Annotated in this window: 16 protein-coding genes and 1 tRNA gene; 11 read left to right on the forward strand and 6 right to left on the reverse strand. The window is 62.0% G+C overall.

Translation table 11 applies throughout. The annotated features are described in order from the left end of the window. Positions 1 to 71 precede the first annotated feature (71 nt). A complete protein-coding gene (locus Q0P52_RS05140) occupies positions 72 to 419 on the reverse strand; it encodes a RidA family protein (RefSeq protein ID WP_293764381.1) in 348 nt (115 codons plus the stop codon). 87 nt (positions 420 to 506) lie between these two features. Continuing rightward, positions 507 to 1,682 carry a fatty acid desaturase gene (locus tag Q0P52_RS05145; protein WP_293764384.1) on the reverse strand — a complete coding sequence of 392 codons (1,176 nt, stop codon included), beginning with the start codon at positions 1,680 to 1,682 and terminating at the stop codon, positions 507 to 509. A gap of 147 nt (positions 1,683 to 1,829) precedes the next feature. On the opposite strand from Q0P52_RS05145, the gene Q0P52_RS05150 reads away from it, so the two are divergent. Then, positions 1,830 to 3,407 carry a YdgA family protein gene (locus tag Q0P52_RS05150; RefSeq protein ID WP_293764387.1) on the forward strand — a complete coding sequence of 526 codons (1,578 nt, stop codon included), beginning with the start codon at positions 1,830 to 1,832 and terminating at the stop codon, positions 3,405 to 3,407. An 87-nt stretch (positions 3,408 to 3,494) separates the two neighbouring features. Here the strand turns inward: Q0P52_RS05150 and bfr are convergent, their stop codons facing one another. Then, positions 3,495 to 3,965, reverse strand: coding sequence for a bacterioferritin (bfr, locus tag Q0P52_RS05155; protein WP_293764389.1), 471 nt, complete (start codon positions 3,963 to 3,965; stop codon positions 3,495 to 3,497). 76 nt (positions 3,966 to 4,041) lie between these two features. Then, entirely contained in the window at positions 4,042 to 4,239 is a 198-nt protein-coding gene (locus Q0P52_RS05160; RefSeq protein ID WP_293764392.1) for a bacterioferritin-associated ferredoxin, read from the reverse strand. Positions 4,240 to 4,331: 92 nt separating this feature from the next. Between Q0P52_RS05160 and Q0P52_RS05165 the strand changes: the two genes are divergently transcribed. The 4 genes from Q0P52_RS05165 (at position 4,332) to Q0P52_RS05180 (ending at position 6,746) form a co-directional block, all read left to right on the forward strand. Next, positions 4,332 to 4,784: an NUDIX hydrolase gene (locus tag Q0P52_RS05165; RefSeq protein WP_293764395.1), complete on the forward strand. Its 453-nt coding sequence runs from the start codon at positions 4,332 to 4,334 to the stop codon at positions 4,782 to 4,784. A gap of 24 nt (positions 4,785 to 4,808) precedes the next feature. Next, entirely contained in the window at positions 4,809 to 5,357 is a 549-nt protein-coding gene (locus Q0P52_RS05170) for a hypothetical protein (protein ID WP_293764398.1), read from the forward strand. Further along, positions 5,354 to 6,430, forward strand: coding sequence for a tRNA 2-thiouridine(34) synthase MnmA (mnmA, locus tag Q0P52_RS05175; protein WP_293764400.1), 1,077 nt, complete (start codon positions 5,354 to 5,356; stop codon positions 6,428 to 6,430). Before Q0P52_RS05170 ends, mnmA begins: the two co-directional genes overlap by 4 nt. Before the next feature lie 240 nt (positions 6,431 to 6,670). After that, positions 6,671 to 6,746: transfer RNA gene (locus tag Q0P52_RS05180), tRNA-Ala, on the forward strand. A gap of 37 nt (positions 6,747 to 6,783) precedes the next feature. Here Q0P52_RS05180 and Q0P52_RS05185 read toward each other — a convergent pair. Together Q0P52_RS05185 and Q0P52_RS05190 are read right to left on the reverse strand one after the other, a co-directional pair. Then, a complete protein-coding gene (locus Q0P52_RS05185) occupies positions 6,784 to 7,113 on the reverse strand; it encodes a LysR substrate-binding domain-containing protein (protein WP_366061848.1) in 330 nt (109 codons plus the stop codon). Next, on the reverse strand, positions 7,011 to 7,727 hold the full coding sequence (locus Q0P52_RS05190; protein ID WP_366061850.1) for a LysR family transcriptional regulator: 717 nt from the start codon (positions 7,725 to 7,727) through the stop codon (positions 7,011 to 7,013). Before Q0P52_RS05190 ends, Q0P52_RS05185 begins: the two co-directional genes overlap by 103 nt. Before the next feature lie 103 nt (positions 7,728 to 7,830). On the opposite strand from Q0P52_RS05190, the gene betC reads away from it, so the two are divergent. The 6 genes from betC (at position 7,831) to Q0P52_RS05220 (ending at position 14,726) form a co-directional block, all read left to right on the forward strand. Next, a complete protein-coding gene (betC, locus tag Q0P52_RS05195) occupies positions 7,831 to 9,357 on the forward strand; it encodes a choline-sulfatase (protein ID WP_293764405.1) in 1,527 nt (508 codons plus the stop codon). Positions 9,358 to 9,376: 19 nt separating this feature from the next. Beyond that, complete coding sequence (gene choX / locus Q0P52_RS05200; protein WP_293764407.1) at positions 9,377 to 10,318, forward strand: choline ABC transporter substrate-binding protein; 942 nt, start codon at positions 9,377 to 9,379, stop codon at positions 10,316 to 10,318. A gap of 272 nt (positions 10,319 to 10,590) precedes the next feature. Next, positions 10,591 to 12,333, forward strand: coding sequence for a ClcB-like voltage-gated chloride channel protein (locus tag Q0P52_RS05205; RefSeq protein ID WP_293764410.1), 1,743 nt, complete (start codon positions 10,591 to 10,593; stop codon positions 12,331 to 12,333). 667 nt (positions 12,334 to 13,000) lie between these two features. Then, positions 13,001 to 13,870 carry a hypothetical protein gene (locus Q0P52_RS05210; protein WP_293764413.1) on the forward strand — a complete coding sequence of 290 codons (870 nt, stop codon included), beginning with the start codon at positions 13,001 to 13,003 and terminating at the stop codon, positions 13,868 to 13,870. A gap of 38 nt (positions 13,871 to 13,908) precedes the next feature. Then, positions 13,909 to 14,109: a hypothetical protein gene (locus Q0P52_RS05215; RefSeq protein ID WP_293764415.1), complete on the forward strand. Its 201-nt coding sequence runs from the start codon at positions 13,909 to 13,911 to the stop codon at positions 14,107 to 14,109. Between the two features lie 11 nt (positions 14,110 to 14,120). Further along, positions 14,121 to 14,726 carry a c-type cytochrome gene (locus Q0P52_RS05220; RefSeq protein WP_293764417.1) on the forward strand — a complete coding sequence of 202 codons (606 nt, stop codon included), beginning with the start codon at positions 14,121 to 14,123 and terminating at the stop codon, positions 14,724 to 14,726. Positions 14,727 to 14,760: the final 34 nt, after the last annotated feature.

Genomic DNA, 14,760 nt, shown 5'->3' on the forward strand with positions numbered 1-14,760 from the left:
TCCGCGCACGCAAGAAAAAACGCCATCCTTCCCGGATGGCGTTTTGCATGGTTGGCCGAAGACCGGCCAGCTTAACTGGCGGCCACCAGTTTGATTTCGATCTTCCAGGCCGGGTTGGCCAGCTTGGCCTGCACCGTGGCGCGCGCCGGCACATTGCCCTGCGGAATCCAGGCATCCCAGGCAGCGTTCATGGCGTCGTAGTCGGCCAGATCCGCCAAGAAAATGGTGACATCGACAATGCGGTTCTTGTCCGAACCCAGCTCGGCCAGCAGCGCGTCGATCTGACCCAGCACGTTCTCGGTCTGGGCCTTGGCGTCGGCGTCAACGTTTTCCGGCACTTGGCCGGCCAGGAAGATCAGACCGTTGCTCACCACGGCTTCGGCCAGACGGGCGCCTTGCTTGTGACGGTAGAGGCTCATGAGAACTCCTTTCAGGGGTGATATCGGCGGAGACGGCTCCTATGGGCCAGCCGTCCGCCGCGAATGACGATTGGACCGCCGCTGCGATCAAGCCAGCGCGGTACGACGCAGATTAAGCGAAAACTGTTGCAAGGCGGCGATGCCCGACGCCTCGGCGCGGGCGCACCAATCCTGCAGCTCTTGCAGCAATTGCTCGCGCGTCAGTGAAGAGCGCTCCCACAAGCGGGTCAGCTCCTGGCGCATGGCGTACACGGTGGCCAACACCTGGCTTTGCGCCAGCAGATCGTCCAACTGGCGGCGATCCGCTTCCTTGGTGTCCTTGGCGTCCTGTTTCAGCCATTTCTTCATCTTGCGCTGCAAGGCGGCCGCGTTCGGCAAACTGGCGTTTTCCAGCTCGGCGCGACATACCGCCTTCAATTCGCGGGCATAACGCGAAGCGATGGCGTAGCGGTTTGCGATGATGGCCTGCAGGCGTTCCAAGTCGATCTGGTCGCGGCCATCCTCCAGCGCGATGCGCGGCGCGGTTCTGCGCACCTTGGCCAGACCCAGCATCTCCAGGATGCGGATATACATCCAGCCGATGTCGAATTCGTACCACTTGTAGGAGAGCTTGGCGGAGGTGCCGAATGTATGGTGGTTGTTGTGCAGCTCTTCGCCGCCCACCAGGATGCCCCAGGGGAAGATATTGGTGGAGGCGTCTTCGTTCTCGAAATTGCGATAGCCCCAATAATGACCAATGCCGTTGATGACGCCGGCGGCCCAGAACGGAATCCACATCATCTGTACCGCCCAGATGGACAGCCCCACCACGCCGAACAACAGCAAGTCGATGACAAGCATCAGCACAATGCCCACGCCCCGGCGCTTGTCGTACACCTCGCGCTCCAGCCAGTCGTCAGGGGTGCCGTGGCCGAATTTTTCCATGATGACCTGGTCCTTGCAGGCTGCGCGATACAACTCCACCCCCTCCCACAACACTTTGCGGATGCCCAGGATCTGCGGGCTGTGCGGATCGTCCGGCGTTTCGCATCGCGCATGGTGCTTGCGATGAATGGCGGCCCACTCCTTGGTGACCATGCCGGTGGTCAGCCACAGCCAGAAACGGAAGAAGTGACTGGGAGCCGGGTGCAGGTCCAGCGCGCGGTGCGCCTGGTGGCGGTGCAGAAAAATGGTGACCGACGCGATGGTGACATGTGTCAGCGCCAGCGCCGCGATGATGTTGCCCCACCAGGGCAGATCCAGAATGCCGTTGAACCAGTGCATGTGCGCCAAATACCTCGAATCTCGTAATGAACCCTGCATTTTATACAATCAACCCCACCATGTCAGACTGTTTTCCATGGTTCGCCCCGGCCCCGGCTTGGTGTACCATAGGGCCTTCACTTGACCCACACACTCAAGAAAACGCTTGTGTTTGCAAAACAACGTCTGATCATCGCAGGGGCCGCCATTGGCGGCCTGCTGGCGCTCAACGGCGCGGCGGCCTACTGGGCCGGCGTCAAAGCCGAGGACACGCTGGAAGAGCAGCATCGCATGCTGGCCGGCCTGCCGCTGTTCCAGGTGAAGTCCCACACCTACGAACGCGGCTGGTTCTCCTCCACCGAGACCACCGAACTGGTGTTCAACCGCCGGCTGTCCGGGCCGTACGAGTCCATGCTGCCGGACAATTTCAAGCCGCTGCTGAACTCCACTATCCGTTTCACCAACCATGTGAAGCACGGTCCCTTCCCCGGCCTTGGCAGCTTTGACTTCCGCCCTGCCCGCGCGCTGGTGACGACCGAGTTCGACATGAGCGACGCCACCCGCAAAACGCTGAAAACGTTCTTCGGCGAGAAAGAACCCATCACGGTAATCAACCGGCTGGGCTTCGGCGGCGGTGGCGAGCTGAACATCAATGTGCCCTCCTTCGACTACGAAGAAGCCCTGTCCGGCGTGAAGATGAAGTGGAAGGGCTTCGACATGAAGCTCGACTACGCCTCCGGCTACAAGGAATACAAGACCGACGCCAATTCGCCGGGCTTCCTGCTTGAAGCTTCCAGCAAGGGCAGCTTGGCTTTCGACGGGGTACGCTACGTTTCCGACATCCGCCCCGGCGCCACCGGCATCAAGCTGGGCACCAGCGAACTGACCGTCGGCAATGTGCAGCTCAACTGGAAGGACAGCGTTCCTTACAGCATCAAGCTTAACGAGCTGGTGTACCTGATGACGCGTATGCGCGTGGGCGAGTTCATCAACCCCTCCGGCGAATTCAAACCGTCCTCGGTCACGCTGAAGAACTTCCGGTACCAGATCGTCAGCAGCGAGCAGGACGAATTCGTCAACACGCGCGGCAAACTGGACTTTGCCGAGTTCAACTACAACGACAAGCATTACGGTCCGATGCGGCTGGACATTTCGGCCAACCACCTGCACGGCCCCACCCTGCTGAAACTGGACCAGGCCATCAGCCAGATTCCGTTCGAAGGCGTGGACCCGGCCGTGTTGCGCAAGCAGTATGTGGACACCATCAAGAAGAACGGCATTCCGCTGCTGACCAACAATCCCAAGCTGGTGATCAACGATTTCTACCTGAAGATGCCGTCGGGCGAGGCCATCCTTACCGGCAGCCTGGGTCTGAATGGTTTGCAAGAGGCCGATCTCAGCAACTCGGTGGCCTTCCTCAAGCGCTTTGAAGTGGACGCCAAGCTGAGCCTGCCGCGCCAGACGCTGGAAGACCTGGTGATTGCGCAAGCGCGCACGCTGTTCATGGTGGACCAGACTGCCGAAGTGCAACCCAACATGACCGAGGTGGAAGACTTGGCCCGCAGCCTGCTGGACAGCCAGCTGGCGCAGTGGGAGCAAGAAAAGTTCATTACTCAGGACAAGGGTCAGCTTTCCACCCAGCTGCATTTCAAGCAGGGCGCGCTCAGCATCAACAACAAGAAGGTGGGTCTGCCGTGGGAAGAAACGGAAGACCCGGCGCCTGCCGACGCTTCCGCCGCCAAGTAAGCATTGGCTGCATGAGAAAGGGGACCTGGTCGGTCCCCTTTTTTGTGTTCGTCCTGAACGCGGCCCGCCAGGCGGCAGGCCGGTGTTTCAATCGTCCATCTGGCTTTGCAGATAGTTCGGCAAACCCACTTTGTCGATCAGGTCCAGCTGGGTTTCCAGCCAGTCCACGTGCTCTTCCTCGTTTTCGAGAATGCGCACAAACAGCTCGCGGCTCACGTAGTCTTTCACCGTCTCACAGTAGGCGGCCGCTTCGCGCAGCAAGGGAATGCCTTCCATTTCCAGCTTGAGATCGCACTCAAGCATTTCTTGCGCGTTTTCACCGATATAAAGCTTGCCGAGGTCTTGCAGATTGGGCAGCCCTTCCAGGAAGAGAATGCGCTCGATCAGCATGTCAGCATGCTTCATCTCATCGATGGATTCGTGGTATTCGTGGTCGTTGAGTTTTTTCAGGCCCCAGTTTTTGTACATGCGCGCATGCAGGAAATACTGGTTGATCGCAGTCAGCTCGTTTCTGAGCACCTGGTTGAGAAGTTTGATGACCTTCTTGTCGCCTTGCATGCCATGCTCCTGTCTGACGTTAGCAGGCGCTAAGTATGGCATAGGGGCAGGTCTTTACAAGAGCTGAGGAGAAGGTTCAGGCAGCAGCCAGCGCGTCCGGCTCGGCAATCTGGTACAGCGCTTCCTTGCGCACCCGGTTGGCTTCGCAAGCGCATTTGCCGCAGTCGGCGGATACACCCAGCTCGCGGCGCAGGTCGCTCATGCGTTCCGCTCCATGGCGAACGGCGGCGCGGATGTCATGGTCGGTGACGGCGTTGCAGAGGCAGACGTACATGGCAAGCTCGCTGGGCTGGAATAAAAATGAAAACAAGTCTCGTTTGCAACGATAGGGCAAATGAGAATGAATGTCAATTAAAGGACGAGAATATGTCTCAATGGAAACCCAATGCCACCGTTGCAACACTGGTGGAGCACAATGGCCGCTTTCTGATGGTGGAAGAAGACACCGAAACCGGCAGGCGCTTTAATCAGCCGGCGGGCCATCTGGAACACGGCGAAAGCTTGCTGGACGCCGCCCTGCGCGAAACACGGGAGGAAACCGGCTGGGAGGTGGAACTGACGTATCTGGTTGGCGTTTATCTGGTGGACAAGCCCGACAGCGACATCACATGGTTGCGGTTTGCCTTCGCCGCTCGCCCGCTGCGGGAGCTGGACGGCGCCACGCTCGACGAAGGGATTGTCAAGGCGCACTGGCTTACCTACGATGAGATCGCCGCCCGCCAGTCGCAACATCGCAGTCCGGTTGTCCTGCAATGCCTGGACGACTACCTGCGCGGAGAACATCATCCGCTCTCCCTGCTGCACCGTATTCCCCTCTGAACCCGGCGCGGCAAGGAGGCTTCCTTGCGCATTGCTTACCGCCTGTTGGCGGCCGCCCTCTTCTGGCTGGCCGCGGGCGCCGTCCATGCGTGGCCGGTACAGGTCTGTTATCATTACGGTTGCAGCAAACAGGCCACGGTGGACATCACCGACGAAGCGCGCGACTGGCTGGCCGGCCTGTTCAATCATCCGACGGACGCCGCCACGGAGCGCCGCCAGATCCAGCAGGCCGTTCTCGCCCTCTACTTGCTTTCCGCGCAAAAGAGCCCCATTTGGCAGGACAAGGGCGGCGACCGTTACGACAACGACGGCGACGGCCGCATGGACTGCATCGACCACAGCCTCAACGACGATGCCTTCCTGCGCTATCTGGCCAACAACGGCTGGCTGCATTTTCACGTAGTGGGCGACATCGTCCGCCGCACCCGCTGGCTGGTGGCCCAACACTTCGCCAGCCACATCACCGATATCGACACCGGCCAGGAATGGGTGGTGGACAGCTGGTTCAATGCCTTCGGCGCGGCGCCTGTCGTCGTGCCCATGGCGCTATGGAAAGAAGGATTCTCCCCGTGACGGGCAAGAAAAAGATTGTCGTCGGCATGTCCGGCGGCGTGGACTCCTCGGTGACCGCCTGGCTGCTGAAGCAGCAGGGCCATGAAGTCATCGGTGTGTTCATGCAAAACTGGGAAGACGACAACGACGACGAATACTGCTCCATCAAGCAGGATGCGCTGGACGCCATGAGCGTGGCCGACATCGTCGGCATCGACATGGAAATCGTCAATTTCGCCAAGGAGTACAAGGACCGCGTGTTCTCGTACTTCCTCAAGGAGTACTCCGCCGGCCGCACGCCCAACCCGGACGTGCTGTGCAATGCCGAGATCAAGTTCAAGGCTTTTCTCGACTATGCAATGGCGCTGGGCGCGGACTGCATCGCCACCGGCCACTACGCGCGCAAACTGGAGCGGAACGGCACCCACTATCTGATGAAGGCGGTGGATCACACCAAGGATCAAAGCTACTTCCTGTACCGCCTGCAGCAGCATCAGCTGGCCAAAGCCATGTTCCCGCTGGGCGACATCCGCAAGACCGAAGTGCGCAAGTTGGCCGAAGAGGCCGGTCTGCCCACCGCCGCCAAGAAAGATTCCACCGGCATCTGCTTCATCGGCGAGCGGCCGTTCCGCGAGTTTCTGCAACGCTATCTGCCCACCCATCCGGGCGAGATGGTGAACGCCGAAGGCAAGGTCGTTGGCGAGCACATCGGCCTGATGTACTACACGCTGGGTCAGCGCAAGGGCCTCAATATCGGCGGCAGCCGCGACGGCAGCGGCGAACCCTGGTTCGTGGCCGGCAAGGACATTCCCGCCAACCGCCTGATCGTGGTGCAAGGACACGACCATCCCCTGCTGCTGAAGTCCACGCTGGCGATGGATGACCTGTCCTGGACCCTGCCCGCCGCACCCGCCGCCGGCGATTACGCCGCCAAGAACCGCTATCGCATGGCCGACGCCGCCTGCTCGCTGTCGCCAGTAGTGGACGGCAAGGCCAGTCTGACCTTCCGCGACAAGCAATGGGCGGTAACCCCTGGGCAATCCGCCGTGCTGTACGACGGCGACATCTGCCTGGGCGGCGGCATCATTCAGTAAGAGTGGCTGACAAAATTGCTGATGCGGCGTTGCGCCGATTGGTCGTACTCAAGGACTATCGGCATCGGCGCGCCTTGTCTCAGTCGTGAAACTGATTTTTGTTAGCCGCTCCAAGTAAGCGTTGCCGGGCCGTGCGCGGCCGCCGCCTTCGGCCAACCTCCCCGCGCCTGCGCGTCACCCGACTTGGCGTGGCCGCAGGCTTCGCAGTAAAATATCCGCGTCATTGAGAAGGCTGCCTCGGGGGGTATAGCTCAGTTGGGAGAGCGCGACGTTCGCAACGTCGAGGCCAGCGGTTCGATCCCGCTTACCTCCACCACTCCAGCTTCTGACCTCCCAAGTTTCCCGCTTTCCGCTCAGTCGTTTTCCGCCTTGTTTACAGTAGACACGGCCCCCGCCCCGCAGGCCTTCAATACCCACTCCCGAAAACGGTGATGTTCGTCCCGTAGCCGCAGCTTTTCCGGCTGTACCAGGAAATAACCGCGCTCGGTACGCACCGCCACGTCCAGCGCCGGCACCAGTTGCCCCGCCGCCAGCAAATCGTCCACCAGCGGCCTCCAGCCCAGCGCCACGCCCTGCCCGCTCATGGCTGCCTGCAACACAAAGGGGTAGGTGTTGAGCGTGATGTCGCGCCCGGCCGGACGTTGCGGCATGCCCTGCCGGGCGAACCAGTCGTCCCAGCGCAACCAGCGCGACGGCTCGGCCGCTTCCAGATGCAGCAAGGGCAAGGCCGAGAGATCCGCCGGGCTGTCTCCAAGGGCCCGTGCCGCGCCAGAAACGCCGGGCTGCACAAAGGCAATACCTGCTCGCTGAAAAGACGCTCCGCCGCGCAACCGGCCCAGTTGCCGTTGCCGAAGGAGATGGCGAAATCCACCGGCTCACCGCGTATATCAAACTGGTTCTGACTGGTAACCAGCCTGATGTCCACATCCGGCATCAACTGCCCCAGCGCCTCCAGCCTGGGCATCATCCAGTAGGCGGCAAAGCCGAAATCGGTGGCCAGCGTCAGCACCTTGCGCGTGCGCTGGGCACGAATGTCGCTTACCACCGCACGTATGGTCTCCAGCCCGTCGCGCACCGCCTCGAACAAACGCGCGCCCTCCGCCGTCAGCGCCACGCCGCGATGCTGGCGGCGAAACAACGGCACGCCAAGATCCTCCTCCAGCCACCCCACGCGCAGGCTGACCGCAGGCTGCGTGGTGCCCAGTTCGCGCGCGGCGGCGGTGAAGTTGCCCAAACGGGCTGCGGCCTCAAAAAACGCCAGCGCCTGCAAAGGCGGCAATCTGCGCAGATTTGCCATAAGCTCTACTTATTCCTTCATTAGAAAATACCGTCTTCACAGTGGTTTTCATGGCTTCTAGTCTTGCTGGAAGAATAAACGCCGCCTATGGCAAAGGACAATCATGAAAACCGGCAAGCCCAATATCCTGATCCTGATGGCCGACCAGCTAACGCCTGGCGCGCTGCCTTTTTACGGCAATCCGGTAACACGCACGCCGCATCTGTCGGCGCTGGCGGCCAGAAGCGTGGTGTTCGACTCGGCCTATACCAACAGTCCGCTGTGTGCCCCCTCGCGCTATGTATTCATGAGCGGCCAGCTGCCCTCCGCCATTGGCGCTTACGACAACGCCGCAGAAATGCCCACCGAGGTGCTGACCTTCGGCCACTACCTGCGCCACGCCGGCTACCGCACCATTTTGTCCGGCAAGATGCATTTTTGCGGCCCGGATCAGTTGCACGGCTTTGAAGAGCGCCTGACCACCGACATCTACCCGGCCGACTTCGGCTGGACGCCGGACTGGAGCCGGCCGGACATCCGCCCCAGCTGGTACCACAACATGAGTTCGGTAACCGACGCCGGCCCCTGCATCCGCACCAACCAGCTGGACTACGACGATGAAGTGGTGTTTGCCGCCGAGCGCAAGCTGTACGACATCGCCCGCGAAGGCGACGAACGCCCCTTCTGCATGCTGGTTTCCATGACGCATCCACACGACCCCTACGCCATCAGCGAGGAGTACTGGCAACGCTACGACGACGCCGAAATCGACATGCCCAAGCTGACGCTGCCGCCGGAACAACACGACCCGCACTCGCAACGCCTGCGCTTTGTCTGCGAACTGGACCGGACGCCCATCAGCGCGCAGCAGATCCGCGACGCCCGCCACGCCTACTACGGCGCGGTGTCTTATGTGGATGATCAGGTAGGCCGGCTGCTCAAAGCGCTGGACAAGGCGGGGTTGGCCGAAGACACGGTGATTGTGGTGCTGGCCGACCACGGCGACATGCTGGGCGAGCGCGGCCTCTGGTACAAAATGAACTTCTTCGAAGGCGCGGCGCGCATTCCGCTGATGGTGCATGCGCCGGACCGCTTCGCCCCGCGCCGGGTCGCCGCTTCGGTCTCCTCCGCCGACATCCTGCCCACGCTGGTGGACATCGCCCACGGCGGAGAGACGCCAGCCGCACCGGAAGCCATCGCCGGCCGCAGCTTGTGGCCGCACCTCAAGGGCCAGCCCGGCCACGATGAAGTGATCGGCGAATACCTTGGCGAGGGCGCCATCGCGCCGCTGGTAATGATTCGCCGCGACCGCTACAAATTCGTCCACTCCCCGGCCGACCCGGATCAGTTGTACGACCTGGTCGCCGACCCGCTGGAACAAATCAACCTGGCCGGGAACCTGGCCCACGCCGAGCGGCTGGCCGCCTTCCGCGACGAAGTGGCCGAACGCTGGAACCTGCCGCAACTGCATCGGCAAGTGCTGGCCAGCCAACGCCGTCGCCATTTCCATTACGAAGCGGAAAACCAGGGCAAACGCCGCAGCTGGGACTTCCAGCCCTTTGACGACGCCAGCCTGCGCTATATGAGAAACCACCTCGAGCTGGACGCCCTGGAGGCCATGGCCCGATTCCCGCGTGTACCCCTGAAGTAAGCCTCTGGAGAGCAAACCGATGAACAAGACATCCGTGATCGTATTGGGAAGCGTGGCCATGCTGGCCGCGCAGCTGGCCGCCGCCGACACCGACAGCTGCCGCGAGGTGCGCATGTCCGGGCCGGGCTGGAGCGATATCCGCGCCACCAACGCCGTGGCCGGCGTGCTGCTGGAATCGCTGGGCTACAAACAAAAGCTGGACCACCTTTCAGTGCCCATCACTTATCTGGGCCTCGCCAAGAATCAGCTGGACGTGTTTCTCGGCAACTGGATGCCGGCGCAAAAACACCTGGTGGAACCCAAGCTGAAGGACGGCTCCATCGAGCAGCTGCAAGCCAACCTCAAAGGCGCGAAATTCACGCTGGCGGTGCCGGACTACGTGGCCGCCGCCGGCGTGCGCAATTTCGCCGATCTCGCCCGTTTCCAGGACCGCTTCGAGCGCAAGATCTATGGCATCGAACCCGGCGCACCGGCCAACCAGAGCCTGAAAACCATGCTGGACAAGCATGACTTCGGCCTTAACGGCTGGTCGCTGATGGAGTCCAGCGAAACCGGCATGATGACGCAGGTGGCGCGCAAGGTGGCGGCCAAGGAATGGATTGTCTTCCTCGGCTGGGAACCGCATGTGATGAACACCAAGTACAAGCTGAGCTATCTGTCCGGCGGCGACGCCTACTTCGGGCCGGATTACGGCGGCGCCACAGTCAACACAGTGACCCGGCGCGGCTATGCCGAGCAATGCCCCAACCCGGCCCGCCTGTTCAAGCAGTTGCGCTTTGACGTGGACATGGAAAACCGCATGGTCAGCGCTTTTGAAGATCCGCAAGCCAATGACCGCGCTGTGGCCATCGCCACCATCAAGGCGCAGCCGGAAGCGCTGAAAAACTGGCTGGCTGGTGTCAAGACCGCAAACGGCGGCGAGGGATTGCCCGCCGTGCAAAAGGCGCTGGGCCTGAAATAACCCCCGCTCAGAGTGTGCCCACAATCTCCCAAGCCTGGGCGTGACAAGGCAAAACGGCTGAGGGAGCGGCGTTTACACAGCGTAAATACGCATTCCGCCGTTGTCTTTAACGCCGTATCGCCGAGGCGCAGCTGATCGTGCACAGGTCCTCAGGCCAAGCAGCTCCGCCCTTGCCCGCCTCGCGGCGCAAGGGCGGTCTTGTCCTGCCGGTGCTATCATGCCGGCTTTGGACGCATGGTCGCCGCCAACCAAACCCTGGCCCCGCACAACCCTTGGACAAGCCGCAAGCCCACCCCATTGCCCTCTGGCTGCGCGCCGCGCTTTCCGGCCGCGACAGCCTGACCCTGCGCACCCTGCTGGCCGTGCCCATCGGCCTCTTGGCCGCGCTGGCCACCACGGTGTTCCGCCTCGCCATCGAGCAGACGGAACACGTGCTGTTTGGCCGCGACGGCGACATTACCGAACTGGCCGCCGCCCTGCCCTGGTATCTGTGCCTGCTGATTCCGGCCGCCGGCGGTTTGGTGGCGGCACTGTTCCTGCGCTGGGCGCGCCAGCGGGAGCAAACGGACGGGCAACAGGATTACATGGAAGCAGTGTCCGAAGGCTCGGGCCGTATCGCGCCCGGCTCCACCTTGCTGCGCAGCCTGTCCTCGCTGGCGTCGATCGCCTCCGGCGGCTCCATCGGTCGGGAAGGCGCGATGGTGCAATTGGCGGCGCTGACCGGATCGCTCAGCGGCAGCCGCTGGGCCGAACCGGCTCTGTTGCGGCAAATGACGGCCTGCGGCGCGGCGGCCGGCTTGGCGTCGGTGTATCACGCGCCGCTGTCCGGCGCGATTTTCGTGGCGGAGATCGTGTTGGGCGCCATCAGTGTGGACAAGCTGGTGCCGCTGTTTGCCGCCGCAGTCAGTGCGTCTTTGCTGGTGGGCGCGCTGGGCAGCGACGACGCGCCCTTCGCGCTGGTCAGCCAGGCGGCGTCCATCAATGCCGCCGACTGGTTGCTGCTGGCGCCGATGGCCTTGCTCAACGGCCTGGCCGCTCCGCTCTTCCTGCGCCTGCTGCAAGCCGGCAAAGCGGCGTTCCGCGCCACCGGCCTAGCCCCCACCTGGCAGATGACGCTGGGCGGGCTGTTGATGGGCCTGATCGCCGTTTTCGTACCGCAAGTGTGCGGCAATGGCTATGCGCCGATCATTGATATCCTGGGCGGCAGCTCCGCCGCGCTGCCGTTGGCGCTGATTTTGCTGGCCAAGGTGGCGGCCACCGCCTGTATGGTGGGCTCCGGCGCGGTGGGCGGCATCTTCACACCCTCGCTGTTTGTCGGCGCGGCGCTGGGCACACTCTGTGCCGGCATGGCCGCGCAATGGCATTGGCTGGCGCACCCGGACACCGCCCAACTGGCCATGATAGGCATGGCCGCATTCATGGCGGCGGTGAGCCACGCGCCGCTGATGGCCACGTTGATGGTGTTCGAGATGTCCATGAACGCCAGCCTGCTGCTACCCTTGATGGCCGCCTGCGTGATGGCCTACACCGTATCGCGCGCGCTGCAGCCCGCCTCGCTGTATGAAGTGCTGAATCGCCGCCACAGCCGCCAGACGGCCGTCCAGGCGGTGGTGCGCCATACCATGGCGTCACTGCTGGAGCCGGCCGGCGACAACCTCTTGCCCCAGCATACGCTGGCGCAGGCCTGCGCCATTTTCGAACGCAGCCGCACGCGTTATCTCTATGTGGTGGACGAAGCCGGCCTGCTGCTGGGCGCGGTATCCATGCACCGGCTGGCGGCCTACCTGCAGTCCAATCCCGGTGATGCCGGACAAGCCGTCTCGCTGATGCTGGAGCCGGATTTTCCCCGTTTGCCGAAAGACGCCGCGCTGGACGATGCCTGGCAGCTGTTTGCCGGCATGCCGCTGGAACGCTTGCCCATTGTGGCCAGCATCGAGCACCCGCAACTACTGGGCGTGGTGACCAAACGCGCCATCCTGGAACAGGCCCGCGCCTTCCGCACGCTGGCAAGCTGAGCGGTCTCCAGCCACCCTGTCCCGTTCAGGCATAAAAAAACCCCTGGTTTCAAGCCAAGGGTCAAAGGTTCATTACGTTCACACAAAGAAGCAGAAGGAGCACACAGTGCTCACGCAGTCTGTCACAAGCAGTTTACAGGCTGATGACGTCTCATGAGCGCAGCCTTGCCGTCGTCGACCAATCCTCTTGCCGATGATCTGTTCCATCGCCACATCCTGATTTTCCCGAAGCAAGCATCTCCACAGCAGTCTATGTTGAACTGGCCGGCCAGGCGGCGACCGCCCTCTGGCCAATGCAGGTGCAAATATTAGAGACAATTTATTTACAACACTTCACCCATTTCTTTTTGATCAAGATCAAGCCCGGTCTTGCTCTCATCAACATCCTTTTTTGGCCGGCATACAGTTTCAACAGATAGTCCTCAGTAGAACAATCAGAAATGGAGATCGTCATGAAGTCCATTCGTACTCGACTGTTGGCGCTGTTGGCCGGCCTGCTGCCGCTGCTGGCGCTGCAACCGGCGCAAGCGCTGCCCAGCTACGCCCTCAGACCGGCGAAGCCTGCGTCGCCTGTCACGTCAGTTTTCCCGAACTCACTCCTTATGGCCGGCTGTTCAAACTGTCCGGCTATACCCTGGGCACCACCCAGCTGTTTCCCGTCGCCGCCATGGCAGTGGCCTCGGTAAGCCATGTCGCTAACACCCAGGGCAACGACATCAGCTATCCGCGCAACAACCAGCTTGAATTCGAGGGCGGCAACCTCTTTCTCGCCGGCAAGCTGGGCGACCATGTGGGCATGTTCTCCCAGTGGACCTACAACAACCTCAACAGCAACACGCAGGCTGACGGCAGCACATCCTTCAGCGGCAAAACCACCGCCGACAACAACGACTGGCGCCTGACCAATCACATCGCCAAGGAGGACCTCGACCTCATCTATGGCTTGACACTCAACAATAATCCCACCGTGCAAGACGCCTGGAACTCTACCCCGGCGTTCAGCTATCCCTACCAGTCCTCCCGTCTAGCCGGCGTCTGGGGCATCTCGCCGCAAGCCACGCTGATTGAAGGTGGCCTGGCACAGCAGGTGGCCGGGCTGAGCGCCTACGCCTTCCTCAACAAAAACTGGTATGCGGAAGTGGGCGCCTACCGCGCGGCAGATGGCGTCTTTTCCTTCCTCAGCCATGGCGTGGATTTGGGTAACCGCCTGTCCGGCAGCAACCCTTACTGGCGCTTCGCCTATAGCCGCGACTGGGGCGTGAACTCGCTTTCCGCCGGCCTGTTCGGCATGAACGCCAAAGTGCACACCGACGGCACCGACCCGGGCTCGCCGCTGGACAGCTATCACGATCGCGGTGTGGATCTGCAATACCAGTACCTGTCTGATCCGCATGTCTTCACCACCCAGCTGTCCTATATCCACGAAAGCGCCGACTGGGCGCCTCGCACATCGGCAACGATCGCGCTTCGGCCAACAGCAAGCTCAACAGCTTCCGCGCCAAGGCCAGTTACTGGTATCAACACACTTACGGCCTGACTGTCGGCTACTTCAATGAAACCGGCAGTACCGACTGGGTGGCGTGGAGCAATACCGGCCGACCCGACACCACGGGCTATCTGCTGGAATTCAACTACATGATCCAGCCCAACTGGCGTGTTGGCCTGCAATACACCAGCTACACCAAATACCAAGGCGCCAGCACCAATTACGACGGCAACGGCCGCAACGCGCGCGACAACAACACCACCTATCTGTACACCTGGATAGCCTTCTGAGGGGATACGCCATGACACTCGCCCGCCTCGCTCTGATCGTCCTGCTCGCCGCCCTGTCCTCCCCCGGTTTTGCGGCCGGAACGCCGGAAGACACCGCGCGCCAATGGTGCGCCAACTGCCACAACGCGGACGGCAACAGCGTATCGCCGCTGTTTCCCCGTCTGGCCGGCCAGCAAGCCGGCTACCTGACACAGCAGCTGCAAGCCCTGAAAAACCGCAGCCGCAGCGACCAGTCCGCGCACGACTACATGTGGGGCATTGCCGCCACACTGGACGACGCCGCCATCGCCGGCATCGCAGATTACTTCTCCCGTCAGAAACCCTTGCCCAACCCGGCACCGGTAGACAGCCAACTGGCGGCGCGCGGCAACGTTTTGTTTCATGAAGGCAACGAAGCCAAAGGCACGCCGGCGTGCCTGGCCTGCCATGGCCCCAGCGGCGAGGGCAGCGAAAACGGCCCGCGTCTGGCTGGTCAGCATGCCCCCTATCTGGCAAAGCAGCTGCATGTGTTTGAAACCACCCAGCGCCCATCCGCCGTGGCCATGCAGGCCATTGTGAAAACACTGGACGAGAAAGACATCCAGTCCTTGGCTGCCTACATCCAGTCCTTGCACTGACCATCGCGCCATGACGCAACAAGGGCAGGCCCAC

Origin of the sequence: uncultured Aquitalea sp., from assembly GCF_945957525.1 — a bacterium.
Taxonomy (GTDB): Bacteria; Pseudomonadota; Gammaproteobacteria; order Burkholderiales; family Chromobacteriaceae; genus Aquitalea.

Excerpts from the sequence above, each read along its gene's own strand:
- Q0P52_RS05140 (WP_293764381.1), bottom strand. The coding sequence starts at position 419 with ATGAGCCTCTACCGTCACAAGCAAGGCGCCCGTCTGGCCGAAGCCGTG.
- Q0P52_RS05145 (WP_293764384.1), bottom strand. The coding sequence starts at position 1,682 with ATGCACTGGTTCAACGGCATTCTGGATCTGCCCTGGTGGGGCAACATC.
- bfr (WP_293764389.1), bottom strand. The coding sequence starts at position 3,965 with ATGCAAGGCGACAAGAAGGTCATCAAACTTCTCAACCAGGTGCTCAGA.
- Q0P52_RS05160 (WP_293764392.1), bottom strand. The coding sequence starts at position 4,239 with ATGTACGTCTGCCTCTGCAACGCCGTCACCGACCATGACATCCGCGCC.
- Q0P52_RS05165 (WP_293764395.1), top strand. The coding sequence starts at position 4,332 with ATGTCTCAATGGAAACCCAATGCCACCGTTGCAACACTGGTGGAGCAC.
- Q0P52_RS05190 (WP_366061850.1), bottom strand. The coding sequence starts at position 7,727 with ATGGCAAATCTGCGCAGATTGCCGCCTTTGCAGGCGCTGGCGTTTTTT.
- betC (WP_293764405.1), top strand. The coding sequence starts at position 7,831 with ATGAAAACCGGCAAGCCCAATATCCTGATCCTGATGGCCGACCAGCTA.
- choX (WP_293764407.1), top strand. The coding sequence starts at position 9,377 with ATGAACAAGACATCCGTGATCGTATTGGGAAGCGTGGCCATGCTGGCC.
- Q0P52_RS05210 (WP_293764413.1), top strand. The coding sequence starts at position 13,001 with ATGGCAGTGGCCTCGGTAAGCCATGTCGCTAACACCCAGGGCAACGAC.
- Q0P52_RS05220 (WP_293764417.1), top strand. The coding sequence starts at position 14,121 with ATGACACTCGCCCGCCTCGCTCTGATCGTCCTGCTCGCCGCCCTGTCC.